This is a genomic window from Halomonas sp. YLGW01 (assembly GCF_014840935.1).
Lineage (GTDB): Bacteria > Pseudomonadota > Gammaproteobacteria > Pseudomonadales > Halomonadaceae > Onishia.
Genome location: NZ_CP062005.1, coordinates 933,211 through 957,901, shown reverse-complemented (window position 1 = coordinate 957,901; position 24,691 = coordinate 933,211). Strand labels below are relative to the sequence as shown.

20 protein-coding genes are annotated in these 24,691 nt (G+C 63.8%); 16 read left to right on the top strand and 4 right to left on the bottom strand.

Features of this window, described 5'->3' with window-relative positions; all coding sequences use genetic code 11:
• The first annotated feature begins 8 nt into the window (after nt 1–8).
• From betB to IEJ03_RS04370, 8 genes are all read left to right on the top strand, one after another.
• Nucleotides 9–1,493 carry a betaine-aldehyde dehydrogenase gene (gene betB, locus IEJ03_RS04405; protein WP_192036482.1) on the top strand — a complete coding sequence of 495 codons (1,485 nt, stop codon included), beginning with the start codon at nt 9–11 and terminating at the stop codon, nt 1,491–1,493.
• 175 nt (nt 1,494–1,668) lie between these two features.
• The gene (gene betA, locus IEJ03_RS04400) at nt 1,669–3,360 is read left to right on the top strand and encodes a choline dehydrogenase (RefSeq protein ID WP_192036481.1); all 1,692 of its coding nucleotides are present in this window, start codon (nt 1,669–1,671) and stop codon (nt 3,358–3,360) included.
• Nucleotides 3,361–3,707: 347 nt separating this feature from the next.
• A complete protein-coding gene (locus tag IEJ03_RS04395) occupies nt 3,708–4,346 on the top strand; it encodes a hypothetical protein (RefSeq protein ID WP_192036480.1) in 639 nt (212 codons plus the stop codon).
• Between the two features lie 70 nt (nt 4,347–4,416).
• Nucleotides 4,417–4,836, top strand: coding sequence for a curli-like amyloid fiber formation chaperone CsgH (csgH, locus tag IEJ03_RS04390; protein WP_192036479.1), 420 nt, complete (start codon nt 4,417–4,419; stop codon nt 4,834–4,836).
• Nucleotides 4,837–4,887: 51 nt separating this feature from the next.
• On the top strand, nt 4,888–5,457 hold the full coding sequence (locus IEJ03_RS04385) for a hypothetical protein (RefSeq protein ID WP_192036478.1): 570 nt from the start codon (nt 4,888–4,890) through the stop codon (nt 5,455–5,457).
• 27 nt (nt 5,458–5,484) lie between these two features.
• Nucleotides 5,485–5,931 (top strand): curli assembly protein CsgF, encoded by a 447-nt coding sequence (locus tag IEJ03_RS04380; RefSeq protein ID WP_192036477.1) that lies wholly within the window; start codon nt 5,485–5,487, stop codon nt 5,929–5,931.
• 25 nt (nt 5,932–5,956) lie between these two features.
• Nucleotides 5,957–6,973 (top strand): CsgG/HfaB family protein, encoded by a 1,017-nt coding sequence (locus IEJ03_RS04375; protein WP_192036476.1) that lies wholly within the window; start codon nt 5,957–5,959, stop codon nt 6,971–6,973.
• 166 nt (nt 6,974–7,139) lie between these two features.
• The gene (locus tag IEJ03_RS04370) at nt 7,140–9,602 is read left to right on the top strand and encodes an acyl-CoA dehydrogenase (RefSeq protein ID WP_192036475.1); all 2,463 of its coding nucleotides are present in this window, start codon (nt 7,140–7,142) and stop codon (nt 9,600–9,602) included.
• Nucleotides 9,603–9,732: 130 nt separating this feature from the next.
• On the opposite strand, the gene IEJ03_RS04365 is transcribed toward IEJ03_RS04370, so the two are convergent.
• The 4 genes from IEJ03_RS04365 to IEJ03_RS04350 form a co-directional block, all read right to left on the bottom strand.
• Nucleotides 9,733–11,604: an SLC13 family permease gene (locus IEJ03_RS04365; RefSeq protein ID WP_192036474.1), complete on the bottom strand. Its 1,872-nt coding sequence runs from the start codon at nt 11,602–11,604 to the stop codon at nt 9,733–9,735.
• Nucleotides 11,605–11,797: 193 nt separating this feature from the next.
• On the bottom strand, nt 11,798–12,601 hold the full coding sequence (gene iolB, locus IEJ03_RS04360) for a 5-deoxy-glucuronate isomerase (protein ID WP_192036473.1): 804 nt from the start codon (nt 12,599–12,601) through the stop codon (nt 11,798–11,800).
• Between the two features lie 47 nt (nt 12,602–12,648).
• Nucleotides 12,649–13,644 carry an inositol 2-dehydrogenase gene (iolG, locus tag IEJ03_RS04355; protein WP_192036472.1) on the bottom strand — a complete coding sequence of 332 codons (996 nt, stop codon included), beginning with the start codon at nt 13,642–13,644 and terminating at the stop codon, nt 12,649–12,651.
• Between the two features lie 66 nt (nt 13,645–13,710).
• On the bottom strand, nt 13,711–14,568 hold the full coding sequence (locus IEJ03_RS04350; protein WP_192036471.1) for a MurR/RpiR family transcriptional regulator: 858 nt from the start codon (nt 14,566–14,568) through the stop codon (nt 13,711–13,713).
• Nucleotides 14,569–14,781: 213 nt separating this feature from the next.
• On the opposite strand from IEJ03_RS04350, the gene IEJ03_RS04345 reads away from it, so the two are divergent.
• The 8 genes from IEJ03_RS04345 (at nt 14,782) to iolE (ending at nt 24,629) form a co-directional block, all read left to right on the top strand.
• On the top strand, nt 14,782–15,717 hold the full coding sequence (locus IEJ03_RS04345) for a sugar ABC transporter substrate-binding protein (RefSeq protein ID WP_192036470.1): 936 nt from the start codon (nt 14,782–14,784) through the stop codon (nt 15,715–15,717).
• Nucleotides 15,718–15,768: 51 nt separating this feature from the next.
• On the top strand, nt 15,769–16,899 hold the full coding sequence (locus tag IEJ03_RS04340) for an ABC transporter permease (protein ID WP_192036469.1): 1,131 nt from the start codon (nt 15,769–15,771) through the stop codon (nt 16,897–16,899).
• A gap of 1 nt (nt 16,900) precedes the next feature.
• A complete protein-coding gene (locus IEJ03_RS04335) occupies nt 16,901–17,719 on the top strand; it encodes an ATP-binding cassette domain-containing protein (protein ID WP_192036468.1) in 819 nt (272 codons plus the stop codon).
• Between the two features lie 35 nt (nt 17,720–17,754).
• Complete coding sequence (locus IEJ03_RS04330; RefSeq protein ID WP_192036467.1) at nt 17,755–18,885, top strand: Gfo/Idh/MocA family oxidoreductase; 1,131 nt, start codon at nt 17,755–17,757, stop codon at nt 18,883–18,885.
• A 60-nt stretch (nt 18,886–18,945) separates the two neighbouring features.
• A complete protein-coding gene (locus tag IEJ03_RS04325) occupies nt 18,946–19,743 on the top strand; it encodes a TIM barrel protein (RefSeq protein ID WP_192036466.1) in 798 nt (265 codons plus the stop codon).
• A 92-nt stretch (nt 19,744–19,835) separates the two neighbouring features.
• The gene (iolC, locus tag IEJ03_RS04320) at nt 19,836–21,788 is read left to right on the top strand and encodes a 5-dehydro-2-deoxygluconokinase (protein ID WP_192036465.1); all 1,953 of its coding nucleotides are present in this window, start codon (nt 19,836–19,838) and stop codon (nt 21,786–21,788) included.
• Entirely contained in the window at nt 21,785–23,632 is a 1,848-nt protein-coding gene (iolD, locus tag IEJ03_RS04315) for a 3D-(3,5/4)-trihydroxycyclohexane-1,2-dione acylhydrolase (decyclizing) (RefSeq protein WP_192036464.1), read from the top strand. Before iolC ends, iolD begins: the two co-directional genes overlap by 4 nt.
• Nucleotides 23,633–23,729: 97 nt before the next feature.
• The gene (gene iolE / locus IEJ03_RS04310; RefSeq protein ID WP_192036463.1) at nt 23,730–24,629 is read left to right on the top strand and encodes a myo-inosose-2 dehydratase; all 900 of its coding nucleotides are present in this window, start codon (nt 23,730–23,732) and stop codon (nt 24,627–24,629) included.
• The last annotated feature ends 62 nt before the right edge of the window (nt 24,630–24,691 follow it).

Sequence of the window (24,691 nt, the reverse complement as noted above, 5' to 3'; positions counted from 1 at the left end):
AGGTTCTCATGACGACACTTCCCACTCAGCAACTCTATATCAACGGACAGCTGACCGACGCCACCTCCGGCGAGACCTTCACGGTCACCAACCCGGTCGACGGCTCGCTGCTCGCCACCATTCAGCAGGCCAGCCAGGCCGATGTGGACGCCGCCGTGGACGCGGCCCGCGCAGGCCAGAAGGTCTGGGCCGCGATGAGCGGCATGGAACGTTCGCGGATCATGCTCAAGGCCGTGGCCCTCTTGCGGGAGCGTAATGACGAGCTGGCCGAGCTGGAGACCCGCAACACCGGCAAGCCGATCAGCGAGACGGCCGCGGTCGATATCGTCACCGGTGCCGACGCCCTGGAATACTATGCCGGCCTGGCGCCCGCCATCGAGGGCACCCAGATCCCGCTGCGCGAAGATTCCTTCGTCTATACCCGCCGCGAACCGCTGGGCGTGATCGGCTCGATCGGCGCCTGGAACTACCCGATTCAGATCGCCTGCTGGAAGGCCGCCCCGGCGCTGGCCGCCGGCAACGCCGTGGTCTTCAAGCCCAGCGAAGTGACCCCGCTGACCACCATCAAGCTGGCCGAGATCTTCACCGAGGCCGGCCTGCCCGCCGGCGTCTTCAACGTAGTGCAGGGCGATGGCCGCGTCGGCCAGATGCTGACCGCCCACCAGGGCATCGACAAGGTCTCCTTCACCGGCGAGGTCGGCACTGGCAAGAAGGTCATGTCCGCCTCGGCGAGCTCGAGCCTCAAGGACGTGACCATGGAGCTCGGCGGCAAGTCGCCGCTGATCGTCTTCGAGGACGCCGATCTCGATCGCGCCGCCGATGCGGCGATGATGGCCAACTTCTATTCCAGTGGTCAGATCTGCACCAACGGCACTCGCGTGTTCGTGCATTCGAGCATCAAGGAGGCCTTCGAGGCCAAGCTCACCGAGCGCGTCGCCCGCATCAAGGCCGGTGACCCGCTGGATCCGGCCGTCAACTTCGGCCCGCTGGTCAGCTTCGAGCACCAGGAAAAGGTGCTGTCCTACATCGCGCTGGGCAAGCAAGAAGGCGCGCGCGTGCTGATCGGCGGCGAAGCCTGGGACCAGGGCGACGCCAATGGAGTCGAGTGGGCCAAGGGCGCCTGGGCGGCCCCGACCGTCTTCACCGACTGCACCGACGAGATGCGCATCGTGCGTGAGGAGATCTTCGGGCCGGTGATGTCCGTGCTGTCCTTCGATGACGAGGACGAAGTGATCCGCCGCGCCAACGACACCGACTACGGCCTGGCCGCGGGTGTCTTCACCGAGAACCTGAGCCGCGCGCATCGCAGCATCCATCGTCTCGAGGCCGGCATCTGCTGGATCAACACCTGGGGCGACTCCCCGTCCGAAATGCCGGTGGGCGGCTACAAGCAGTCCGGCGTAGGCCGTGAGAACGGCATCTCGACCCTGGATCACTACACCCAGATCAAGTCCGTGCAGATCGAGATGGCGCCCTTCGAGTCGGTATTCTGATTCGCCTCTGCAATAGACCGCTCTCGCGCGCTCCGAAAACGGCAACCCTATCGCCTGCCATGCCCCGCTGGGGCATGGCACGGCGTCTTGTACCCCAGTCTCATGACACCGCCGTTTTCTCGCCTTATCTCCGCGCTACGTTTTTACCCCATTCACTGATCAGGAGGGCTTGTCGATGACACAGGCTCATGAGTTCGATTACATCATCGTTGGCGCCGGCTCGGCCGGTAATGTGCTCGCCACCCGACTGACCGAGGACGCTGACGTCTCGGTGCTGCTGCTCGAAGCCGGTGGCCGCGACCATCGCTTCGATTTCCGCACCCAGATGCCGGCGGCCCTCGCTTACCCGCTGCAGGGCAAGCGCTACAACTGGGCCTTCGAGACCGACCCCGAGCCGCACATGGATAACCGTCGCATGGAGTGTGGCCGCGGCAAGGGCCTCGGCGGCTCCTCGCTGATCAACGGCATGTGCTACATCCGCGGCAACGCCCTGGACTACGACAACTGGGCCAAGAACGCAGGACTCGAGGACTGGACCTACGCCGATTGCCTGCCCTACTTCCGCAAGGCAGAGACCCGCGACATCGGCCCCAACGATTACCACGGCGGCGACGGCCCGGTGTCGGTGGCCACTCCGAAGGCAGGCAATAACCCGCTCTATCACGCCTTCATCGACGCAGGCGTCGAGGCCGGCTACCCACGCACCGAGGACGTCAACGGCTATCAGCAGGAAGGCTTCGGCCCGATGGACCGCTTCGTCACGCCGAACGGCCGCCGCGCCTCCACCGCCCGCGGCTACCTGGACACCGCCAAGCAGCGCACCAACCTGACCATCGTCACCCAGGCCACCACCGATCGCATCCTGTTCGAGGGCAAGCGCGCGGTGGGCGTCAGCTACCTGCACAAGGATCAGACGGTCGAGGTTCGCGCCCGCCGCGAGGTGCTGGTGTGCTCCGGCGCCATCGCCTCGCCGCAGCTGCTGCAGCGCTCCGGCGTCGGCAATGCCGAACTGCTCAAGCAGTTCGACATCCCGGTAGTCCATGACCTCAAGGGCGTGGGCGAGAACCTCCAGGATCACCTGGAGATGTACATCCAGTACGAGTGCAAGAAGCCGATCTCCCTGTACCCGGCGCTGAAGTGGTACAACCAGCCGAAGATCGGCCTGGAGTGGATGCTCAATGGCACCGGCATCGGTGCCAGCAACCAGTTCGAGGCGGCCGGCTTCATCCGCTCGAGCGATGACGAGGAGTGGCCGAACCTGCAGTACCACTTCCTGCCCATTGCCATCAACTACAACGGCACCAGCGCCATCCAGGCGCATGGCTTCCAGGCTCACGTCGGCTCGATGCGTTCGGAAAGCCGCGGTCGCGTGCAGCTGACCTCTCGTGACCCCAAGGCCGCGCCAAGCATCCTGTTCAACTACATGTCTACCGACAAGGACTGGCAGGAGTTCCGCGACGCCATCCGCCTGACCCGCGAGATCATCGCCCAGCCGGCCATGGACGAGTTCCGCGGTCGCGAGCTCGCCCCCGGCCCGGACGTGCAGTCCGATGCCGAGCTCGACGCCTTCGTGCGTGAACATGCCGAGACCGCCTACCACCCCTGCGGTACATGCCGCATGGGTGAAGGCGAGGATGCCGTGGTCGACGGCGCCGGTCGCGTGCATGGCCTCGAGGGCCTGCGGGTAGTGGACGCCTCGCTGTTCCCGCTGATCCCCACCGGCAACCTGAACGCGCCGACGATCATGCTGGCCGAGAAGATGGCCGACAAGATTCGCGGCCGCGAGTGTCTGGCCCGCTCCGAGGCGCCCTACTACGTCGCCGAGGATACCCCGGCCCAGGGCGAGCCCAAGCGGCGCCAGCGCTAGCAACGGCGTTTCACTCGCCAGCACCAGACATCACGTCCTCTCAAGCCCCGGCAGGTTGATCCTGCCGGGGCTTTTTTGCGTCAGACATTCGCCGCAGTAAATCCAAGCACTTCTTATTACTCGACATTTTATCGACGCATGGAACCCCGGCATCTTTTTGTATTACTTATCTAATCCACTAAAAGGGTTAGTAAAATCACCTTATGGGGAGTTTGACGGTTTTGGGGGGTGCTGCCAGTATGAGTTCGAGCGTAACGAAACGTTAAAAAACGTAACAGCTCAAGGAAAATCGGCGCAAGGGATGACATAACGCCGACACCTCATCGCACACTTCAAGGGTGACTACAATGAAAAAACTTCTTCTTTCCGCTGCGATCATGGCTCTTGCAAGCACCTCCGTTCTGGCAGACAGCAACGAAGTCTATATGGATCAGCTCGGCAGTCATAACCAGTTCAACTCAGACCAAAACGGAAACGGAAATACCATCGGCTCTTCACGCCACGAAGCTACTCAAGATGGTCGCGGCAATTACGCAGATCTGGATCAGACAGGAACTCGAAACGGCATCGACCATCTCCATCAGAAGGGTAATTATAACCGGGCAGATATTGACCAAGTCGGCTACGGCAATGATTCCAATACCTATCAATATGGCGATGGCAACCAAACAAATGTTGCTCAATATATTTATGACAACGAATCAACCACCGTACAAATTGGTGATAGAAACCTGATCAATGCCAGTCAAGCAGGCTTCCGCAACGATATCTATGCAGAACAACGTGGCGACGGTAACATCATCAATGCCAGCCAAGTTGTTAATGATAACGAACTTAATGCGAGGCAGTATGGAGACGGCAACATGCTGACCTCATCGCAGATTGGTTCCTACAACCGTATTAATTCTCATCAACACGGTGAAAGCAACCTGGCCCAACTGAGCCAGCGAGGTTTCGCAAACCACGCCAATGTGGTTCAGCACTAAAAATCCAAGAAATCTGCAAGCACTGCCGGGCATCCAGTGGGGTGCCCGGGTTTGTCTCAAGGGACAATAAATGATGAACCCCAGCAAAGAATGGAACATCAGGCGATTAGGAACGATATCGAAGGCGTTTATTGCTGGCCTCATCACTCTCGGCATAACTCCCACGGTCATGGCTCAGCAGGTCTTCACACAGCTCAACTGCAGAATCGTCATTGAACGTGAAGCGGAGGTCGTAAGGGCGACAAGCATCATCGAGGCTTCCAAGCCGACCCGAGCCGACTACACATTGCGGACTTTGAAGATCGATGCCGCCGGCTCCGGCACAAGCGAGCAATCCGGCTCCCTTTCCCTGCTGCCCGGCGAGCCCGCTACCACAGCACAAACCACTCATCACCTGGCTAAAACAGGATGGATTGAATTTCATTTGCGAGTCACAGAGCGGCTGACAGGAACCTCGTGTGAGGCCAAGGAAATCGTTAGCCCAATGTAGCATTAGATAAGTATGCCATCCGCTAACGAATCAACCACAGAGGAAAATACCATGCGATCAATACTTTCCTATTATCTCACTGCACTGGTATTTACCCTATTACCAGCACTCGCATCAGCAAGCGATAGCAGTGCTTTCATTACCCAAGTCAACAGAAGTGATTCGCCAGCGCAGGAAAATGAACGTCAAGTCGCCAGTTTCTCCACGCCTGGAACCGGCCAACTCGGCTCACTGGACATAGACCGTCTGGCATTGTCACGAGTATCAGAAAAAAGCAACCATGGCACTCTTTCTGTCGCTAATCAGCAGGGAAGAGATAACCGCCTTTCAGTCGTCGCCATAGGCCGTGGAAATATCACCTTGCAACAGCAGCAGGGAGTCGGCAACACCTCGGACATAGCGCTTGCAGGCCAACGCAATGCCGTTTCTGTTGACCAGCGTGGCAACTACCTAGATTCAGATATACAGGTGGTAGGTAGTAATAAAGTCATCTTCCACTTTCAGCGAGGCACCGGTCAGAGTGGCCAGCAACAGCCACTACTTTATACGGGGAACCAGCGAGAAGCACAGCTCATCCTCGACACCCCCAAAGGGCGTCTGACCAAGTCAATAGCCAACTGATAATCATCCTGACAGGGAGATACTTAAATGAAAACTACCACACCATTCGCGATCTCAACTCTTGCTGCGATAATGGCGGCCACTCTGCTTTATCCCATTAGCGTTTCCGCAGGTGATCTCACGTACCGTCCCATTAACCCCTCCTTTGGCGGCGACCCTTTCAACAGCTCTCACCTACTCCAAACGGCTGACATACAAAACAAATATAAGGATGATGGCAGCGATCTTGACTCACTATTTGCTGAGGAAAGTGCCGCGGACCAGTTTGTCTCATCAATGCAAGGTACAATGATTTCCGGAGCATCCTCACAGCTTAAACAGGCAATTTTTGAAGATGGTGCGCCGCCTTCAGGCACCTTCACCTTGAATGGCGCCACGGTAACCTATGAAACGGTCAACAATCGTGTCCTGGTAAAAGTGTCGGATGGCATCACAACCAACTCTTTTGACATTCCTAAGCCCAATATTAACTAGTCATCATTCTCGCGCAGGGAATATCATGAAAAGTCTAACTCAAGCTCTATGCCTGATGGCCATCGTAATGCTTTCCGGATGTGTGTCGACAGGCGCTGGCCCAATGTCAGAGCCCGCTTCCTACGTCAGTGAAACCAGCACGTCTTCACTCCTCAAGAACCTGCCCGCGGCGGCTAGACCAGTCGACATCGCGGTGTATGAGTTTTCTGACCTGACCGGACAATACAAACCGAATGAAGGCTTTGCGGAATACTCCCGGGCGGTGACCCAGGGAGCCGATGCCATTCTCGTCGACGTTTTAGCCGATGCCGGACAGGGCCGCTGGTTCAATGTGGTCGAGCGCCGTGGACTCCCTAACCTGCTGCGCGAGCGACAGGTCATCCAGGCCACTCGCCAACAGTTCAACGGCCAGGCTGCAGCCCCCCTACCTCCGCTGACGTTCGCCGGGGTCATCATCGAGGGCGGCATCATCGCCTACGAAACCAATTTATCGACCGGTGGTGCAGGCGCTCGATACCTGGGCATAGGTGTCAACTCGGAATATCGCACTGATTTGGTCACCATCAATTTACGGTTGGTCAGCGTGCAGAGTGGGCGCGTCCTCAACAGCATCACCACCACCAAGAAGATTTACTCGGTTCTGGTTCAGGGGTCGGTCTTCAAGTACATCGCCGCCGATGAGATCCTCGAACTCGAAGCGGGATATACGCGCAACGATCCCCCGCAGCTGGCCGTGCGCGAGGCCATCGAACTCGCGGTCTATACCGCGATCATCGAAGGAGCGGAGAGAGACACCTGGGGATTCGCGGATACTCAACAGGGCATGGACGCCATCACGACCTTCCAGCGACGCGTCGCCGGCTTGCCGCCTAGCCCCGCAGACCATCAGGCATCGGAAACCCAGTCACTGGAAAATCCACCTCTGAACAATCAGGCCCCGGAAAACCAGGCAGCACAGAACTCTCAAGCAGTGCAGGGAAATCAGCAAGCACAGGCCTCCACTGTGCCCAATCTAACCGGGGCACTATGGACAACGAGATAGACCCATTGGCCGTTTAAACGCCCTCGCTGCCTTCGCTTATCCATGCCCCGCCTTCTGGCGGGGCATGCCGTTTGAAACTTTTCGCTGGTCGAGTACTGGTTAAGGCGCAGCGGCTGCGCTAGGCTGAAATAATTCAAACAACTGTTCGAATCCTATGGAGCAGCTCATGGTCACCCTCATCCTGCTTGTACTGACCGTATCAAGCCTTCTGTATGTCTTCCGACGCGAGGCGGGTGCCACCGCGGCCCTTGGCGTGCTCGCCATACTCGGCGTCGCCGGGCTGGTGTTCGGCGCCTCCCTGCTCGGCCTGCTGCTGCTCGTGGCCGCCGCCGCCGTGGCGGTATGCGGCCTGCCGGTGCTGCGCAACCGCTGGCTGTCACCGCGGCTGTTCGCCATGTTCAAGAAGGTTGCCCCCAGGGTATCGGATACCGAGCGGACGGCCCTGGAAGCCGGCAGCGTCGGCTGGGACGGCGAGCTATTTTCCGGCAAGCCGGATTGGGACGCCCTGCTGGATATCACCGACGACGGCCTCACCGACAAGGAGCAGGCCTTCCTCGATCATCAGTGCTCGGTGGCGGCCGGGATGTGCAACGCCTGGGACATCGCCCGGGAACGTGCCGACCTGCCCCCCGAGCTGTGGGCCTACCTGAAGCAGGAAGGCTTCTTCGGCATGATCATCCCCGAGGCTTACGGCGGCCTTGGCTTCTCGGCCAAGGCGCAATCGCTGGTGCTGCAGAAGCTCGCGGTCAACGAGACCCTGATGGTCACCGTGGGCGTGCCCAACTCGCTGGGCCCGGGCGAGCTGCTGCTGAAATACGGCACCGACGCCCAGAAGGATCACTACCTGCCGCGCCTCGCCGACGGCCGCGAGATTCCCTGCTTCGGGCTCACCGGCCCGCGGGCAGGCAGTGATGCCACCGCCCTGCCGGACACCGGCGTGGTCTGCAAGCAGGTCGTCGATGGAAAGGAAGTGCTGGGGCTCAGGCTCAACTTCGAGAAGCGCTGGATCACGCTGGCGCCGATCGCCACCGTGGTCGGCCTGGCGTTTCGCATGTTCGACCCGGAGCACCTACTCGGCGACGAGGAGGACCTGGGCATCACCTGTGCGCTGATTCCTCGCGACACCGACGGCATGGAGATCGGCCGCCGCCATCACCCCATCGGCAGCCCCTTCATGAATGGCCCGATCAAGGGCCAGGATGTCTTCGTGCCGCTGGAGACCATCATCGGCGGCCCGGAAATGGCCGGCCAGGGCTGGCGCATGCTGGTCGAATGCCTGTCGGTGGGGCGCTGCATCACCCTGCCCTCCGGCGCCACCGGCACCGCACGCTATGCGCTGGGCTGGAGCGGCGGCTTCGCCCGCATCCGCCGCCAGTTCAACGTCCCGGTGGCGGAGATGGAAGGCGTGCAGGAACCGCTGGCCCGCATCGCTTCCATGGCGTATATCGCCCAGGCCACGGTGCGCCAGACTGCCAACATAATCGATCACGGCCAGAAGCCGGCGGTGCCCTCGGCGATCCTCAAGAGCCAGCTCACCGAGTTCCAGCGCAGCCTGCTCGGCGATGCCATGGACATCCACGGCGGGCGCGCCGTGACGCTGGGGCCGCGCAACTATATCGGCATCGGTTACTCGGCCAACCCGGTGGCGATCACCGTGGAAGGCGCCAACATCATGACCCGCAACCTGATGATCTTCGGCCAGGGGGCGATCCGCTGTCATCCCTACGTGCTCGAGGAGCTGGCCGCCAAGGACGCCGATGACCTCAAGGCCTTCGATAGCGCCTTCTTCGCCCATACCGGGCTGATCCTCGGTAACGCCGCCCGCGCCCTGACCCTTGGACTCAGCCTCGGACTCGGCATCGGCCGCCCGACGGTGCCCTTCGATACCCTCGCCGCGCCTTATGCGCAGGATGTCGCCCGGCTCTCGGCGGGCTTCGGCCTCGCCGCGGATGCCGCCATGGCGAGCCTCGGCGCCAGCCTCAAGCTGCGCGAGATGCTCTCGGCGAGGCTCGGCGACGTGCTGTCGAACCTGTACCTCACCTCGATGGTGCTCAAGAGCTGGCAGGAAGGCGATCAGGTCGAAGGTGAGGACGAGCTCCTGCACTACAGCTGCCGCTTCCTGCTGCAGCGCGCCGAACAGGCCTTCATCGAGCTCTTCGACAACCTGCCGAACCGCGCCCTGGCGCGGGTGCTGAAGCCGATCGTGATGCCGCTGGGGCGGCGCTGGGCCCGCCCGGCCGATGCCCTGACCCGCGGCATCGCCCAGAACGTGTCCAAGGACACGGCGCTGCGCGCCAAGCTGCTCGCTCACACCTGGGATACCCAGGAAGAGGGCCAGCAGGACAACCCCCTGGCCCGCTACAATGCCCTGCTCGCCGACCAGGAGCGGGCCGAACCGCTGTATCGCACCCTCACAAAGGCCTATGCCAAGGGCGAGCTGCCCGCCGAGGCGTTACATCCCGAACAACGCATCGAAGCGGCCCTGGCCGCCGGCCTCTTCAGCGAGGACGACGCCCGCTTCATGCGCGAGCATGAAGCGGAGGTACTTGCGATGCTCAGCGTCGACGACTTCGCCTTCGACGCCTTCGCCAGTGCCAAGGAGAACGTCACCTGGCACGACGCGGCCTGATACGGGCGCTCCCTCAAACGGCCTGACCGCTTGCCAGTCAGGCCCCATCGCCCCGCTCAGGGATTCCCCTGCGCGGGGCGATCTCGTCTTGCGTCCGCAAGGCCACCGCGCTTCCATCGTCCGTGACGCCCTAAGGCGGCCAGACCCACAGAATCAGCGGAATCGCCACCGCCATGACCACCAGCGACAGCGGCAGGCCGAGTTTCCAGTAGTCACCGAAGCGATAGCCGCCCGGGCCCATCACCAGGGTGTTGGACTGATGGCCGATCGGGGTCAGGAAGGCACAGGAGGCGCTCACCGCCACCACCATCAGAAAGGGATCCAGAGAGACATCGAACCCCGTAGCGAGGCTCGCCGCGATGGGCGCCATCAATAGTGCCGCAGCAGCGTTGTTGATCACGTTGGAGAGCAGCATGCACAGCGCGAAGAGTCCGGCCAGGCTGAGCCCCATCGGCCAGTCACGGCCCAGCGTCAGCAGGCCATCGGCGATCAGCGCGGCGCCACCGCTGGTGTCCAGCGCCTGGCCCACCGGCAGCATGGCCCCGAGCAGCACGATCACCGGGCCGTCGATGGCCTGATAGGCCTCGCGCAACGGCAGCACACCGGCGAGCAGGGAAACCAGGGCCGCCGTCGACAGCGCCACCGCCGCAGGCAACCAGTCGAACAGCATGGCCACGATGGCCAGCGCGAAGATCGAGAGCGACAGCACCAGCAGCCGCGGCTGGCCGAGGGTCAGGTTGCGGCTGGCCAGCGGCAAGCAGCCAAGCGTGGCCAGGCCCTCGGCGAGCCCGCCCTCATCGCCCTGCAGCAGCAGCACGTCGCCGGCGCGAAAGCGGATATCGCGCAGACGCTGCTTGAGGCGACCGCCGTCCCGCGCCACCGCCACCAGATGCAGACCATGCTGGTTGAGCAGACGCAGCTGCATCACGGTGCGATGGATCATCATCGAATCGTTGCGGACCACCGCCTCGACCAGCTGCAGGCCCTCGGGGTCCAGACGGCGAGGAGCTTCTCGGCTCCTGTCGACCTCGGAAGCCTTCCCATGGCCTGCCTCTACCGTGTCCTTCGCCGGCGCGACGGCGTCCTCATCGCCTGTGCCCTCGGATGCACCATCGGGCTCGGCGCCGAGGCGCAGGCCGGCCTTGTCCTCGAGCAGCTTCATTTCCTCGGGGCCGGCCTCGATCAAGAGAATATCGCCGGCCTGAAGCCTTCCCATGAAGACATGGCCGGCGTGGCGCGCCTCATCGCGAACCACCGCCAGCACCGGCACCGACTCCTCCAGGGCGGCCTGCAGATCACGCAGGGTCCAGCCCTGGGCCTTGCTGTCCTCTTCGACCCGCAGCTCGACCAGGTAGTGGGCGGTGTCGAAGAGCTCATCGGCGCTGGCCTGTCCCTTTCGGTGCGGCGTCAGTCGCCAGCCCATCACGACGATGAAGCCGAGCCCCGCCAGCGCCACGCCCACCCCGACCGGCGAGAAGGCGAACATGCCGAAGCCCTCTCCGAGCTGATCGGCGCGGTAGCTCGAAATGATGATGTTGGGGGGAGTGCCGATCAGGGTGGTGAGGCCACCGAGCAGCGAGCCGAAGGCCAGCGGCATCAGCAAAAGCGACGGCGACCGGTCGTGCTCCCGGGCCATGCGCATCGCCACCGGCAGCATCAGCGCCAGGGCGCCGACGTTGTTCATCACCGCCGAGAGCACCAGCACCGTGCCGGTGAGCACCAGCACCTGCAACATCAGCCGCTCGCCTACCTTCAGCGCCTGCTCGGCGATCACATCGACGAGGCCCGAGCGCTCGAAGCCCCGGCTCAGCACCAGCACCGCCGCCACGGTAATGACCGCCGGGTGACCAAAACCCAGGAAGGCCTCGCCGGCCGGCACCAGGCCGGCCAGGGTACTGGCCAGCAGCGCCGCCAGCGCCACCAGGTCATAGCGGAAACGCCCCCAGACGAAGGCCACTAGGGTCAGACCAAGAATCAGGAACACCTGCGTGCTGTCGGCCATCGCGTCTCACCTCCCTGTAGTGGCTCGGCCATGTCATCGGCCATACAAGACGAGCCATCGTCTCAGCACACCAGCAAGTCGACGAAAACGCCAGCCCCGGGTGCCCCGCCCTCGCACAAAAAAACCCGGCCGAAGCCGGGTTGCTGGAACATCAGCCAACAGGGGAAACGTTAACGACAACATTCCCCGAGAGTCACTGCTTGACGATCCACTCGTGGGCCGGGTCGTTCTGGAACTTCCATTCCCGCTTGGGACCGGCCATCACGTTGAGGTAGTAGAGCTCATAGCCGTGAGGCACCCCCGCCGGATGATAGCCACGCGGCACCATCACGCAGCTGCCATTCTCCACACTCATGGTCTCATCGAGGGAGCGGTCATCGGTGTAGACCCGCTGAAAGGCGAAGCCCTGGGACGGGTTCAGGCGATGGTAGTAGGTTTCCTCGAGGATCGACTCCTCGGGCAGGTTATCGACGTCATGCTTGTGCGGGGGGTAGCTCGACCAGTGCCCTGCCGGCGTATAGACCTCGACCACCAGCAGGCTGTCGGCCGGCTCGGAATCCGGCAGCACATCCTGGATATGACGCGTATTGGTGCCGGTGCCTCGAGTGCTGCGCTTGATCTTGTCAGGAGTGATCAGGCGCGGCGCATGGTTGCCATGCCCGGGGGCACTGCATACCGCGAGCTCCATGTCGGTGGTCGCCTCGACCTCGAAGCCCACCCCATCGGGCAGATAGACGGCATAGGGCGGTACCTTCTCGAAGATGTCCATGCGCTCGCCGATGTCTTCCCAGCGCTGCTCACCGCTGCTCACGGTGGCCTTGCCCGAGAGCAGCACCAGGCAGTGTTCGCGGTCGCCGGTATGGCCCTCGATGCGCTGCCCCTTGACGAGCTTGTGAACCCGAAAGCCGACGTGATCCCACCCCGCAGAAGCCGGGGTCACCTCGAGCACCTTGCCCTGCTCGTCGGGCTCTTGCGGGCGAACCAGTAGCGAAGTCATCGAAGTCCTCCTTCCTATCGCTTGTCGCGATTCAGTGATCGGGTGATTCAGTGAATGTCATCCAGGGCGATGCGCCGACCTTCCTGCAGCGAGCGTTCCGCGGCCTCGGCCAGCCGCAACGCCTCGAGCCCATCCTGAGCGCTGGTCAGTGGCGAGCGCTGTTCCTGCCAGGCGGTGACGAAGTCGTCGATCTCGCGTGCGAAAGCGGCCGCATAGCGCTCCAGGAAGAACCAGTGCGGCTTCTCCTCGACCTGACCGCCCTCGCCGGTGAAGCGCAGCCGGGTCTCGGTCTCGTTCTGCGCCTGAAGCATGCCTCCGCTGCCGAAGGCCTCGATGCGCTGGTCATAGCCGTAGCAGGCACGGCGCGAATTATTGATATGACAGAGCCGACCGCTCGCCGTGGTCAGGGTCACCATGGCGGTATCGACATCCCCGGCCTCGCCGATGGCCGGGTCGATGAGACAGCTTCCCGAGGCCTGCACATGCGTGATGGGCTCATCCAGCAGCCAGCGGGCCATGTCGAAGTCGTGAATCATCATGTCGCGAAAGAGACCTCCCGAGGCCGCCACATACTCGGCGGGAGGCGGCAGCGGATCACGGCTGATGATGCTCAGGGTCTCGAGAGCACCGATGCGCCCCTCTGACACCGCCTGCCGGAGCGCGGCGAACTGCGGATCGTGGCGACGGTTGAAGCCGAGCGCGCAGGTCACCGGGTTCGACTCCAGCACTTCCAGCGCCTCCCGCGTGCGAGCCAGACCGAGCGCGATAGGCTTTTCGCACAGCACCGCCTTGCCCGACCGGGCCGCCTGCTCCAGATACTCCGCATGGGTGGGCGTACTGGAGGCGATCAGCACGGCATCGATATGCTCATCGGCGAAGACGGCCTCCACGCTCATGGCACGGCTGGCGTATGTCGCCGCCAGCGCTTCGGCGGCTTCCGGTCGAAAATCGGCGATGGCGGCCAGCGTCACGCCGGGATGGGCGGTGATGGCCTTGGCATGGACCTGGCCGATACGGCCGGCTCCGATCAGGGCGAGTTGCATAGGTGTCTCCTGGTTGTCGCTTCTTGTTGGTGGACTGACGGCACAGCGATTCCGCTGAAGGCTCTCTCAGGAGCCCGATGATGACGATGTCGAGGACGTCTCCTGCCCCTGGTCCTGGCGAATGCCCAGCGAGATCGCCAGGGTCTGCGTCAGGCACAGGGAAGCGGTGAGCCCTCTAAAGCTCTTGACCTCCGCCTCATGGACGATGAGGGCCACGTCCGCCAGGCGAGTCAGCGGACTGAGGCTTGAATCCGTGATCACCACCAGTGGAATGCCGCGCTCCTTCGCTTCCGCCGCGGCGTCTTGGGATTCCTGCGCGTAGGGCGAATAGCTCACCAGCAGCAGGACATCGCGTGCGCCGATGGAACGGATCTGCTCGCGATACATGCCGCCCTGGCCATTGATCAGGAAGGCCCGCTTGTCGATGTGATGCAGGGCATAGGTGAGGTAGCTGGCGACCACGAAGCTGCGCCGTGCTCCCATCACATGCACCGCATCGGCCTTCTCGAGCAGATCCAGGGCCTGTTCCAGATCCTTCGGGTTGATCCGCCCGGGCAGTTCCTCGAGCACCTCGCGATTGGCATCGGCGAACTCCCAGAGCAGCTGGGTGCTGTCCGGCGTCTCGCCGGTGGCCGTGCGTACCGCGCGGATGCGCTCGGCATAGTTCGGCAGCTCGTCCATCAGGCGTCCCCGAAAGAGCTGCTGCATCTCCGAGAACCCCTTGAAGCCGAAGCTGTTGGCGAAGCGGATCAGCGTCGACGGCGTCACTTCGGCCTGATCGGCTAGCTTGGCGACGGTGGCGAAGGCCACTTCCTGAGGGTGGTCGAGCAGAAAGCGCGCCGTCTGCTGAAGCCGGCGGCTCAACGAGGGGTAGTCCCGCGCGATGTGGGCTTCGAGTTCCGCAAAATCCTGAGGAGTCGTCATGGGTCACTCTTCCTGCTCTAGCCGGGTCACCCAAGGGCGCCCGGGCTGGTGAATCGTTGTCGTACTGAGCCTAGCTCTTTGGAACACATGTTCCAAAGGGACCAAAGTATAAAACATTTAATTTGCAGCCGGATGAAAATGGAATCTATATTCCATCTGGGTCGGCAGAGACTGACCACGATGCGAATTACAACGACAAGAGGACCTTTCACCATGCCACGACTCACCAAGCTCCTGATCGCTTCAACGGCAGCCGCCACCTTGATGAGCGGTCTGGCTCAGGCCGATCAGAATCGATTCGTCATGGTTACCCATGGTGTCCCCTCGGACCCGTTCTGGACCGTGGTCAAGAACGGGGCGGAAGCCGCGGCCGACGCGGTCGGGGCCACCGTCGAGTATCGCGCGCCGTCTACCTTCGACATGGCCAAGATGCAGCAGCTGGCACAGGCGGCCGTGGCCTCCAACCCGGATGGGCTGATCATTTCCTTCACCGACGAGGATGCCCTGGGGAAGGTGGTGCAAGACGCCACCGACAACGGCATTCCAGTCATCACCATCAACTCCGGGGGAGATGTGGCCGCCGAGTACGGGGCCAGGATGCACATCGGGCAAAGTGAATACGAAGCCGGCAAGGGCGCCGCCGAGCGCATGCAGGAGATGGGGGTCGAGAAGGGTCTCTGCGTCAACCATGAGCAGGGCAACCAGGGCCTCGACCAGCGCTGTGACGGTTTCATCGCCGGCTTCGACGGCAATGCCGAGCAGTTGGCGACGACCTATGACCCCGTGGAAATCCGCAACGCCATCACCGCGTACCTGAACCAGCACCGCGACATCGGGGGCATCCTGACGCTCGGGACCCTGGCCGCCGATCCCATGATGAAGGCCATGCGCGAACAGGGCGCCACCGACATGTTCACCCTGGGCACCTTCGATCTTTCCCCCAGCATCCTCGAGTCCATCAACCAGGGGGAGCTCGACTTCGCCATCGACCAGCAGCAGTACCTGCAGGGCTATCTCCCGGTGATGTTCCTCGATCAGTACGCCAAGAACGGTCTGCTGCCTGCCGGCGACGTCCCCACCGGTCCGGGCTTCGTCACCCAGGAGAACGCCAGCCAGGTCATCGAGCTGAGCAAACAAGGCATTCGCTGATCATCCGCCAACTGAGGGGCCCGCACGACCGGACCCCAGGAGTCGACCATCATGAAGTCCAATGCAACCCCCCAAGCTGCCAGCGCACCGGCAGAGCCGCAGGATGAACGCCTGAGGAAGGTACCCTTCTGGAAGCTGGCCCTGAGCCGTCCCGAGTTTGGCGCCCTAGCCGGCACGGTGCTGGTCCTTTCCTTCTTCATCGTTGCCGCCAGCGGCACCGGCATGTTCACCCCGTCCGGTATCGTCAATTTCCTCGAGGTGGCCGCTCAGCTGGGCATCATCGCCACCGCCGCGGCACTCTTGATGATCGGCGGCGAGTTCGACCTGTCCATCGGCTCGATGATTGGCCTGGCGGGCATCCTGATCGCCATTCCCGCCGTGCAATACGGCTGGCCGCTGTGGGCCGCCATCCTGCTGGCCTTCTCCTGCGCAGGCCTGGTGGGCTGGTTCAACGGCTATCTGGTCAACAAGACCGGCCTGCCCTCCTTCATTGTGACCCTCGGTTTCCTGTTCATCCTGCGCGGCCTGGCGATCGGCATCAGCCGCCTGCTGACCGGGCGCACCCAGATCGGCGGTGTTCAGGAGCATATCGCCGGCGACTGGTTCGCCACCCTCTTCTCGGGCGAGGTGGCCACTGGGTTCTTCACCTGGATGGCCACTCAGGGCTGGATCGCCACCAACTTCGCCGGCAATCCGACGGTCACCGGCATTCCGGTCTCCATCGTCTGGTGGCTGGCGCTGACCGCCATCGCGACCTGGGTACTGCTGTGCACCCCCTATGGCAACTGGATCTTCGCCAGCGGCGGTGATGCCAATGCGGCGCGCAACTCAGGGGTGCCGGTGCACCGGGTCAAGATCTCGCTGTTCATGTTCACCGCCTTCTCCGCGACCATCTTCGCCTGCCTGCAGGTGATGGATACCGGTTCGGCGGACACCATTCGCGGCCTGCTCAAGGAGCTCGAGGCGATCATCGCGGTAGTCATCGGCGGCGCCCTGCTCACCGGCGGCTACGGCTCGGCCATCGGGGCGGCGCTGGGTGCCCTGATCTTCGGTCTGGTGCAGATGGGCATCTTCTATACCGGGGTCAATACCGACTGGTTCCAGGTCTTCCTCGGCGTGATGCTGCTGGTGGCCGTGCTGTTCAACAACTTTATGCGCAAGAAGGCGATGGAGGCCAAGTGAGATGAAAGAACTCAAGCCGATGATCGAGATGCGCAACGTCAGCAAGCACTTCGGCAGCGTGATCGCCCTGAGCGATATCTCGCTGAAGGTCCACTCCGGAGAGGTCATGTGCCTGCTTGGCGATAACGGCGCGGGCAAGTCCACCCTGATCAAGACCCTGTCGGGGGTCCACAAGCCGACCCATGGCGAGATGCTGCTGGACGGCGAGCCCGTGCGCTTTAAGTCTCCCGCCTATGCCCTCGACGCGGGCATCGCCACCGTCTTCCAGGACCTGGCGATGATTCCCCTGATGTCGATCACCCGCAACTTCTTCATGGGCCGGGAGCCCACCGTGGGCTGGGGCCCCATGAAGCGCATCGACTGGAAATATGCCGACCGCATCGCCAAGCAGGAGATGTCCAAGATCGGGATCGACGTGCGAGATCCCGGCCAGCCGGTGGGCACCCTCTCCGGCGGCGAACGTCAGTGCGTGGCGATCGCTCGGGCCGTGTACTTCGGCGCCAAGGTGCTGATCCTCGACGAGCCGACCTCGGCACTGGGCGTCAAGCAGGCCTCGGTGGTGCTGCGCTACATCGCCAAGGCCCGCGCCGATGGCCTGGCGGTGATCTTCATCACCCACAACGTCCATCACGCTTACCCGGTCGCCAATGCCTTCACCCTGCTCAAGCGCGGCGGCAGCCTGGGCTCCTTCCGCAAGGAAGAGATCACCCGCGAGGAGGTCCTCAACATGATGGCGGGCGGCGCCGAGCTCGAGAGCCTCGATGCCGAGCTGGCCGAGTTCCAGCGCAGCGACCAGCAGCAGAAGAGCCAGGTCGCCTGAGGGCGACCACCTTACTGTTCCATGGAGACTACGCCATGACATCCCTCCACATCGGACTGATCGGCACCGGCTACATGGGCAAGGCCCATGCCATTGCCCTGCATGCCGCGCCCCGGGTGTTCGACCTGCCCGCGGCACCGGTCTGCGAGCTGCTCGCCGAGGTCGACGAGACGCTGGCGACCCGCAAGGCCCGTGAGCTGGGCTTCGCCCGCGCTACCGGCGACTGGCGTGCGCTGGTAGCCGACCCCAGGGTCGACGTCGTGGACATCTGCGCGCCGAACTTCCTGCACAAGGAGATGGCCCTGGCGGCCATCTCCCATGGCAAGCATGTGTACCTGGAGAAGCCCATGGCGCTGAATGACGCCGACGCCGCCGAGATGGTCGCGGCGGCACAGCGCGCCGGCGTCAAGACCCTGGTCGGCTTCAACTACGTGCGCAATCCCGCCACCCAGCTGGCCCGGGAGATCATCGCCAGCGGCGAGATTGGCGAGGTGATCCACTTCCGTGGCCGTCACAACGAGGACTACATGGCCGACCCGGCCACGCCTCACGACTGGCACACCTTTCGTGAGACCGCAGGCGCCGGCGCCCTGGGCGATCTGGGTTCCCACATTCTGCACATGGCCGAATACCTGACCGGACGCTCCATCACCAAGGTCTGCGGCCAGCTCCAAACCGTGATCACAGAGCGTCCCCTGGCGGATGGCAGCGGCATGCGACCGGTCGAGAACGACGATCACGCTCAGGCGCTGCTGCGCTTCGACAGCGGCCTGATCGGCAGCATCGAGACCTCGCGCATCGCCTCGGGCCGCAAGATGGGGCTGGCCTACACCGTTACCGGCACCAAGGGCGCCATCACCTTCGACCAGGAGCGCATGAGCGAGCTCAAGCTCTACCAGCAGCAAGGACCGAGCGGCCGGCGGGGCTTTCGCACCCTGCTGATCGGCCCGGATCATCCCGACTACGCCGCCTTCTGCCCGGCCCCGGGGCACGGGCTTGGCTACAACGACCAGAAGATCATCGAGATCCGTGACCTGATCGAGGGGCTGGCCGGTCAAAAGCCGCTCACCCCCGACTTCCGACAGGCCAGGCGGGTCAACACCCTGATCGAGGCCATCGAGCGCTCGCATCACGACGGTGACTGGGTGGAGCTCGCGGACGCCTGATACACCCGTGACGACCGCAGCATTACGCCCCGACCCACTTACATGACGAGAGCACGCGAGATGAATCAACACACAAGGACCTCCCCCTTCACCCTGGCCGCCTGTGCCGAGATGCTCTTTCGCGACCTGCCGGTCGTGGAGCGGGTGCGCAAGCTCGATGCCCTGGGCTTCCAGGTGGAGATCTGGGACTGGACTCGCCATGACATCGACGCACTGGCCAACACCGGGGCCACCTTCTCCTCCATGACCGGCTATATCGAGGGCAGCCTTGACGACAAGGAAGGCGCCGATCGTCTGGTCGAGACGGCCAGGGAATCAATCGCCGTGGCCAAGCGCCTGAACATTCCTCGCCTCAACCTGCACGGCACCGGCCTGGACGGGGAAGGTCTGCCGGTCAAGCCCGCCGACCGGATCACGGGAGCGATGTGGATCCGTGCCCACGACACCCTGTCGCGCCTGGCCGACCTGGGCCAGCAGCATGAGGTCACCTTCGTGCTCGAGAACCTCAATACCCAGGTTGACCATCCCGGCGTGCCTTTCGCTCGGGCCGAGGACGTGCTGGAGCTGATCGCAAGCGTCGATCGTCCGGAGGTTCGGATCATGCTGGATCTCTATCACGCCCAGATCGGCGAGGGGAACCTGATCGAGCTCATGCAACGCTGTGGGCCCTATATCGGTGAGATCCAGGTCGCCGATGTGCCGGGGCGCTGCGAGCCCGGCAGCGGTGAGATTCACTATCCGGCCATCGCGCGCGCCCTCGACGAGATGGGCTACCGAGGCACCGTCGGGCTCGAGGGCTGGGCATCGGGCGATGACGAAGCAGCGCTCGGGCGATTCAGGGATGCCTTCACTTTTTAACCATTGATCGATACATGCGTCGTAGCGCCTACCGGGGCCAGTGGCCCCTCCAACGCAGCGGCGCGACGTCATAGGCGACGCGGAGAGACGATATGCAAGCAACAACTACAACTACACGATCGCTGGACCTGATCTGCCTCGGCCGCGTCGCGGTGGATCTGTACTCCGAACAGGTGGGGAGCCGCCTGGAAGACGTGGCCAGCTTCGCCAAGTACCTGGGCGGAAGCTCCGGCAACATGGCCTACGGCACCGCCCGCCTCGGCCTGAACTCCGCCATGCTCTCTCGAGTCGGCGACGAGCAGATGGGCAATTTCGTGCGCGAGGAACTCGAGCGTGCCGGCGTCGACGTAAGCGCCCTGCAGGTCGACCCCGAGCGTCATACCGGCCTGGTGCTGCTGGCCCTCAAGGATCGCGACAGCTTCCCGCTGCTGTTCTATCGCCGCGACTGCGCCGACATGGCCATCGATCATGCGGCCATCGACCCGGCCTTCATCGCCCGCGCCAAGGCGCTGGCCATCACCGGCACCCACCTGTCCACCGACACCACCGCCCGCGCCTGCCGCAAGGCGCTGGATGCGGCCGCCGACCATGGCGTCAAACGGGTCCTGGACATCGACTACCGCCCGGTGCTGTGGGGCCTGACCTCGCCCGGTGACGGCGAGACCCGCTTCATCGCCGACGATACCGTGACGAAGGACCTCCAGGCCTGGCTGCCCGACTTCGACCTGATCGTCGGCACCGAGGAAGAATTCCATATCGCCGGCGGCAGCACCGACACCCTCACCGCCCTGCGCGCGGTGCGTGCGGTCAGTGCGGCCACCCTGGTGTGCAAGCTCGGCGCCTTGGGCTGTGTGATCATCGAGGGCGAGATTCCAGCGCACCTCGAGGACGGCATCCTCGTCGAAGGCGTCAAGGTAGAGGTGCTCAACGTGCTCGGCGCCGGCGACGCCTTCATGAGCGGCCTGCTGCGGGGCTGGCTGCGCGGCGAAGACTGGCAGACCAGCGCGACCTACGCCAATGCCTGCGGCGCCCTGGTGGTCTCGCGCCATGGCTGCGCCCCGGCCATGCCCACCGAGGCCGAGCTGTTCGACTATGTGGCACGCCGGGGCACGGTCAAGCGCCCCGATCAGGATGCCGGGCTCAACCACCTGCACCGGGTCACGACCCGGGTGCCCAAGGAATGGCCAGAGGTCTGCGGTCTGGCCTTCGATCACCGCCGCCAGCTCACCGACATGGCTCGCGAGGTTCAGGCCGACCCCGCCCGTATCCCGGCCCTGAAACAGCTGCTGGTCAAGGCCGCCGAGGAAGGCGGGCGCCGTACCGGTCTGGCCACACCGGCGATCCTGGTCGACGATGTCTTCGGTCAGGACGCGCTGAACGATGCCACCGGAAAGGGCTGGTGGATCGGCCGCCCAGTGGAGCTGCCAAGCTCTCGGCCGCTGCGTTTCCAACACGGGGACGACCTGGGGAGCCGCCTGAAGCACTGGCCGAGGGAGCACATCATCAAGTGCCTGGTGTTCTATCATCCGGACGACCCGGTCGAGCTGCGCCTCGATCAGGAAGCACGCCTGCGCCAGCTCTACCAGGCGGCCTGTGCCAATGACCTGGAACTGCTGGTCGAGGTGATTCCCCCCAACCAGGCAGACATTGACGACCAGACCCTGGCCCGGGCCGTGCAGCGGCTCTATCACCTGGGCATTCGCCCCGACTGGTGGAAGCTGCCGACGATGTCTGATACCGCCTGGGAAGCGGTCAGCCAGGCCATCGAGGCTCAGGACCCGCACTGTCGCGGCGTCGTGCTGCTGGGACTGGATGCCCCCATGGAGGACATGAAGCGCGGCTTCACCGCTGCCGCCCGTCACCCCCAGTGCAAGGGCTTCACCGTCGGTCGCACACTGTTTTCCGCCCCCAGCCGCGACTGGCTGGCCGGCACCATCGATGACGGCCAGCTGATCGACCGAGTGGCCAGCAACTACGCCGAACTGATCCAGGCCTGGCAGCAGCTGCGCAGCGCCCAGCCCATCACAGAGGACACCCTGTCATGAGCACCATTCGACTCACCATGGCCCAGGCACTGGTCAAGTACCTGGCCGCCCAGCACATCGAACTCGACGGCGAGGAAGTGCCGCTGTTCGCCGGCGTCTTCGCCATCTTCGGTCACGGCAACGTGGCCGGTCTCGGCGAGGCCCTCTATCACGCTCAAGACAGCCTGCCGACCTATCGCGCCCACAACGAGCAGACCATGGCGCATGCCGCCATCGCCTACGCCAAGGCCAAGGGGCGGCGGCAGATGATGGCGGTCACCAGCTCGATCGGCCCCGGCGCCGCCAACATGGTCACCGCCGCGGCCCTTGCGCATACCAACCGGCTGCCGGTGCTGCTGCTGCCCGGCGACACCTTCGCCACCCGCGAACCGGACCCGGTGCTGCAACAGCTCGAGCACTTCAATGACCCAACGATCACCGTCAACGACTGCTTCCGCCCGGTATCGCGCTACTTCGACCGCATCATGCGCCCGGAACAGCTGCTGACCAGCCTGCCACAGGCCATCGCCACCCTGCTCGATCCCGAGCATTGCGGCCCGGCCACCCTGTCGCTGCCCCAGGACGTGCAGACCTTCAGCCATGACTTCCCGGAGCGCTTCTTCGCACGGCGTGTGCATCGCATTCGTCGCCCGGCACCGGAGCCCCGTGAGCTGGACGAGGCCCTCCAGGCCCTGCGTAAGGCCAAGCAACCGCTGATCATCGCCGGGGGTGGCGTGCAGTACGCCGATGCCTGCCAGGCGCTGGACCGCTTCGCCCGGGCTCACGGCATTCCCGTGGCCGAGACCCAGGCCGGCAAGGGCGCCCTGCCCGACACCCATCCGCAGAGCGTGGGCGCCATCGGCGTCACCGGCAGTGCGGCGTCCAACCGCCTCGCCGAACAGGCCGACGTGATCCTCGCCGTGGGCACCCGCCTGCAGGACTTCACCACCGGCTCCCGGGCGCTGTTCGAGCGCGACGACCTGACCCTGCTGGCCTTGAACGTCGGCCGCTTCGACAGTGCCAAGCATCACGCCCTGCCCCTGAGCTGCGATGCAAAGGTGGGTCTCGAGCAGCTGCACGCGTCGCTCGACGCCTGGAGCGCCGACGATCAATGGCGCGAGCAGGCCGGCGGCCTCAAGCGGGAATGGGAGAACGTGGTTAACCGCGTCACCGCCGACGGTGGCCTTGAACTGCCCACCGATGCACAGGTGATCGGAGCCGTGAACCGTCAGGCCAGCGACGACGGTACCGTGGTCTGTGCCGCCGGCGGCCTGCCCGGCGAGCTGCACAAGCTATGGCAGGCGGCCGGGCCCGGCAGCTATCACGTCGAATACGGTTTCTCCTGCATGGGCTATGAGATCGCCGGTGGCCTGGGGGTGAAGATGGCCAGGCCGGAGCGGGAGGTCTTCGTGATGGTCGGCGATGGCAGCTACCTGATGCATAACTCGGAGCTCGCCACCTCGGTGATGCTTGGACACAAGCTGATCGTGGTGGTGCTCGACAACCGGGGCTTCGGTTGCATCAACCGGCTGCAGCATGCCACCGGGGGCGCCGGTTTCAACAACCTGCTCAAGGACTGCCAGACGGTACCGGAGGGCGCCCCCAAGACCGACTTCGCCGCCCACGCCCGGGCCCTGGGGTGCCAGGCCGAGTCGGTCAGCAGCATCGCGGCCCTGGAAGCGGCCCTTCAGCGCGCCCGCCAGGCCTCGTCGACCTACGTGATCGCCCTAGACACCGACCCGCTGCCGAGCACCGCCGAAGGGGGCGCCTGGTGGGAGGTCGCGGTGCCGGAGGTCTCCGAGCGCGAGGAGGTCAGAAAGGCCTATCGCGGCTACGTCGAGGCCAAGACACACCAGCATCACTGATGCCGTTACAGCTTAGCCAGCACCCACTTACTACAACCCACAATGACCGGTCGCCGAACGCCACGCCGGCGGCCAGATCGCCTTCAAGGAGCACACCATGACCATTCGCCTCGGCATCAATCCGCTGACCTGGACCAACGACGACCTGCCGAGCCTCGGCGGCGACACTCCGCTTGAGACCTGCCTGACCGAGGGGCGTGAAGCGGGGTTCTCGGGCTTCGAGCTCGGCCAGAAGTTTCCCCGCACCCCCGATGCCCTGTCGAAGGTGCTGGGCGACCATGACCTGTCGCTGGTCTCCGGCTGGTACTCCAGCCGCCTTTTGGAGCGCAGTCCAGAAGAGGAAATCGAGGCGGTCAAGGATCACCTCAACCTGCTCAAGCAGTGTGGCGCAAAGGTCATGGTGTTCTGCGAGGTCAGCCACTGCATCCACGGCGACCAGTCCCGCCCCGTGTCCCGGCGCCCGACCCTTGGCGAGGACGACTGGGCCCGCCTCACCGAGGGCCTCAACGTGGTCGGCGACTACCTCAAGGAGCAGGGTGTGCATATGGCCTATCACCATCACCTCGGCACGGTGGTAGAGAGCCAGGCCGATGTCGAACGCCTGATGGACAGCACCCGGGACTCCGTGGGCCTGCTGCTCGACTTTGGACACCTGGTCGGTGCCGGCGGCGACCCGCTTGCCACCGCCAAGCGCTACGCCTCACGCATCAAGCACGTGCACTGCAAGGACATGCGCTTCCCCGTATTGAACGAGCTGCGCAACCGCGACAAGAGCTTCCTCGACGGGGTGCTCGATGGCCTCTTTACCGTCCCGGGAGACGGCAATATCGACTTCCTGCCCGCCCTGAACGTGCTTCGCGAGAGCGACTATCAAGGCTGGCTGGTCGTGGAGGCCGAGCAGGACCCCAAGGTGGCCGACCCGCTGACCTATGCGCGTCTGGGCTATCGCAACCTGCACGCCCTGGCCGAACAGGTCGGCTTCACGATCGGCAACTAACCGGCATGCGACGCTAACACCCACTCGGTGCCATTCAGCGAACGCGTCATGGCTGTTCGACA

Bases quoted from the DNA above. Each gene is read 5' to 3' on its own strand.
- iolB (WP_192036473.1), bottom strand. From the start codon at position 12,601: ATGACTTCGCTACTGGTTCGCCCGCAAGAGCCCGACGAGCAGGGCAAG.
- IEJ03_RS04395 (WP_192036480.1), top strand. From the start codon at position 3,708: ATGAAAAAACTTCTTCTTTCCGCTGCGATCATGGCTCTTGCAAGCACC.
- iolE (WP_192036463.1), top strand. From the start codon at position 23,730: ATGACCATTCGCCTCGGCATCAATCCGCTGACCTGGACCAACGACGAC.
- IEJ03_RS04380 (WP_192036477.1), top strand. From the start codon at position 5,485: ATGAAAACTACCACACCATTCGCGATCTCAACTCTTGCTGCGATAATG.
- IEJ03_RS04330 (WP_192036467.1), top strand. From the start codon at position 17,755: ATGACATCCCTCCACATCGGACTGATCGGCACCGGCTACATGGGCAAG.
- iolG (WP_192036472.1), bottom strand. From the start codon at position 13,644: ATGCAACTCGCCCTGATCGGAGCCGGCCGTATCGGCCAGGTCCATGCC.
- IEJ03_RS04340 (WP_192036469.1), top strand. From the start codon at position 15,769: ATGAAGTCCAATGCAACCCCCCAAGCTGCCAGCGCACCGGCAGAGCCG.
- iolC (WP_192036465.1), top strand. From the start codon at position 19,836: ATGCAAGCAACAACTACAACTACACGATCGCTGGACCTGATCTGCCTC.
- betB (WP_192036482.1), top strand. From the start codon at position 9: ATGACGACACTTCCCACTCAGCAACTCTATATCAACGGACAGCTGACC.
- IEJ03_RS04365 (WP_192036474.1), bottom strand. From the start codon at position 11,604: ATGGCCGACAGCACGCAGGTGTTCCTGATTCTTGGTCTGACCCTAGTG.
- IEJ03_RS04325 (WP_192036466.1), top strand. From the start codon at position 18,946: ATGAATCAACACACAAGGACCTCCCCCTTCACCCTGGCCGCCTGTGCC.
- iolD (WP_192036464.1), top strand. From the start codon at position 21,785: ATGAGCACCATTCGACTCACCATGGCCCAGGCACTGGTCAAGTACCTG.
- IEJ03_RS04335 (WP_192036468.1), top strand. From the start codon at position 16,901: ATGAAAGAACTCAAGCCGATGATCGAGATGCGCAACGTCAGCAAGCAC.
- betA (WP_192036481.1), top strand. From the start codon at position 1,669: ATGACACAGGCTCATGAGTTCGATTACATCATCGTTGGCGCCGGCTCG.
- csgH (WP_192036479.1), top strand. From the start codon at position 4,417: ATGATGAACCCCAGCAAAGAATGGAACATCAGGCGATTAGGAACGATA.
- IEJ03_RS04370 (WP_192036475.1), top strand. From the start codon at position 7,140: ATGGTCACCCTCATCCTGCTTGTACTGACCGTATCAAGCCTTCTGTAT.
- IEJ03_RS04375 (WP_192036476.1), top strand. From the start codon at position 5,957: ATGAAAAGTCTAACTCAAGCTCTATGCCTGATGGCCATCGTAATGCTT.
- IEJ03_RS04345 (WP_192036470.1), top strand. From the start codon at position 14,782: ATGCCACGACTCACCAAGCTCCTGATCGCTTCAACGGCAGCCGCCACC.
- IEJ03_RS04350 (WP_192036471.1), bottom strand. From the start codon at position 14,568: ATGACGACTCCTCAGGATTTTGCGGAACTCGAAGCCCACATCGCGCGG.
- IEJ03_RS04385 (WP_192036478.1), top strand. From the start codon at position 4,888: ATGCGATCAATACTTTCCTATTATCTCACTGCACTGGTATTTACCCTA.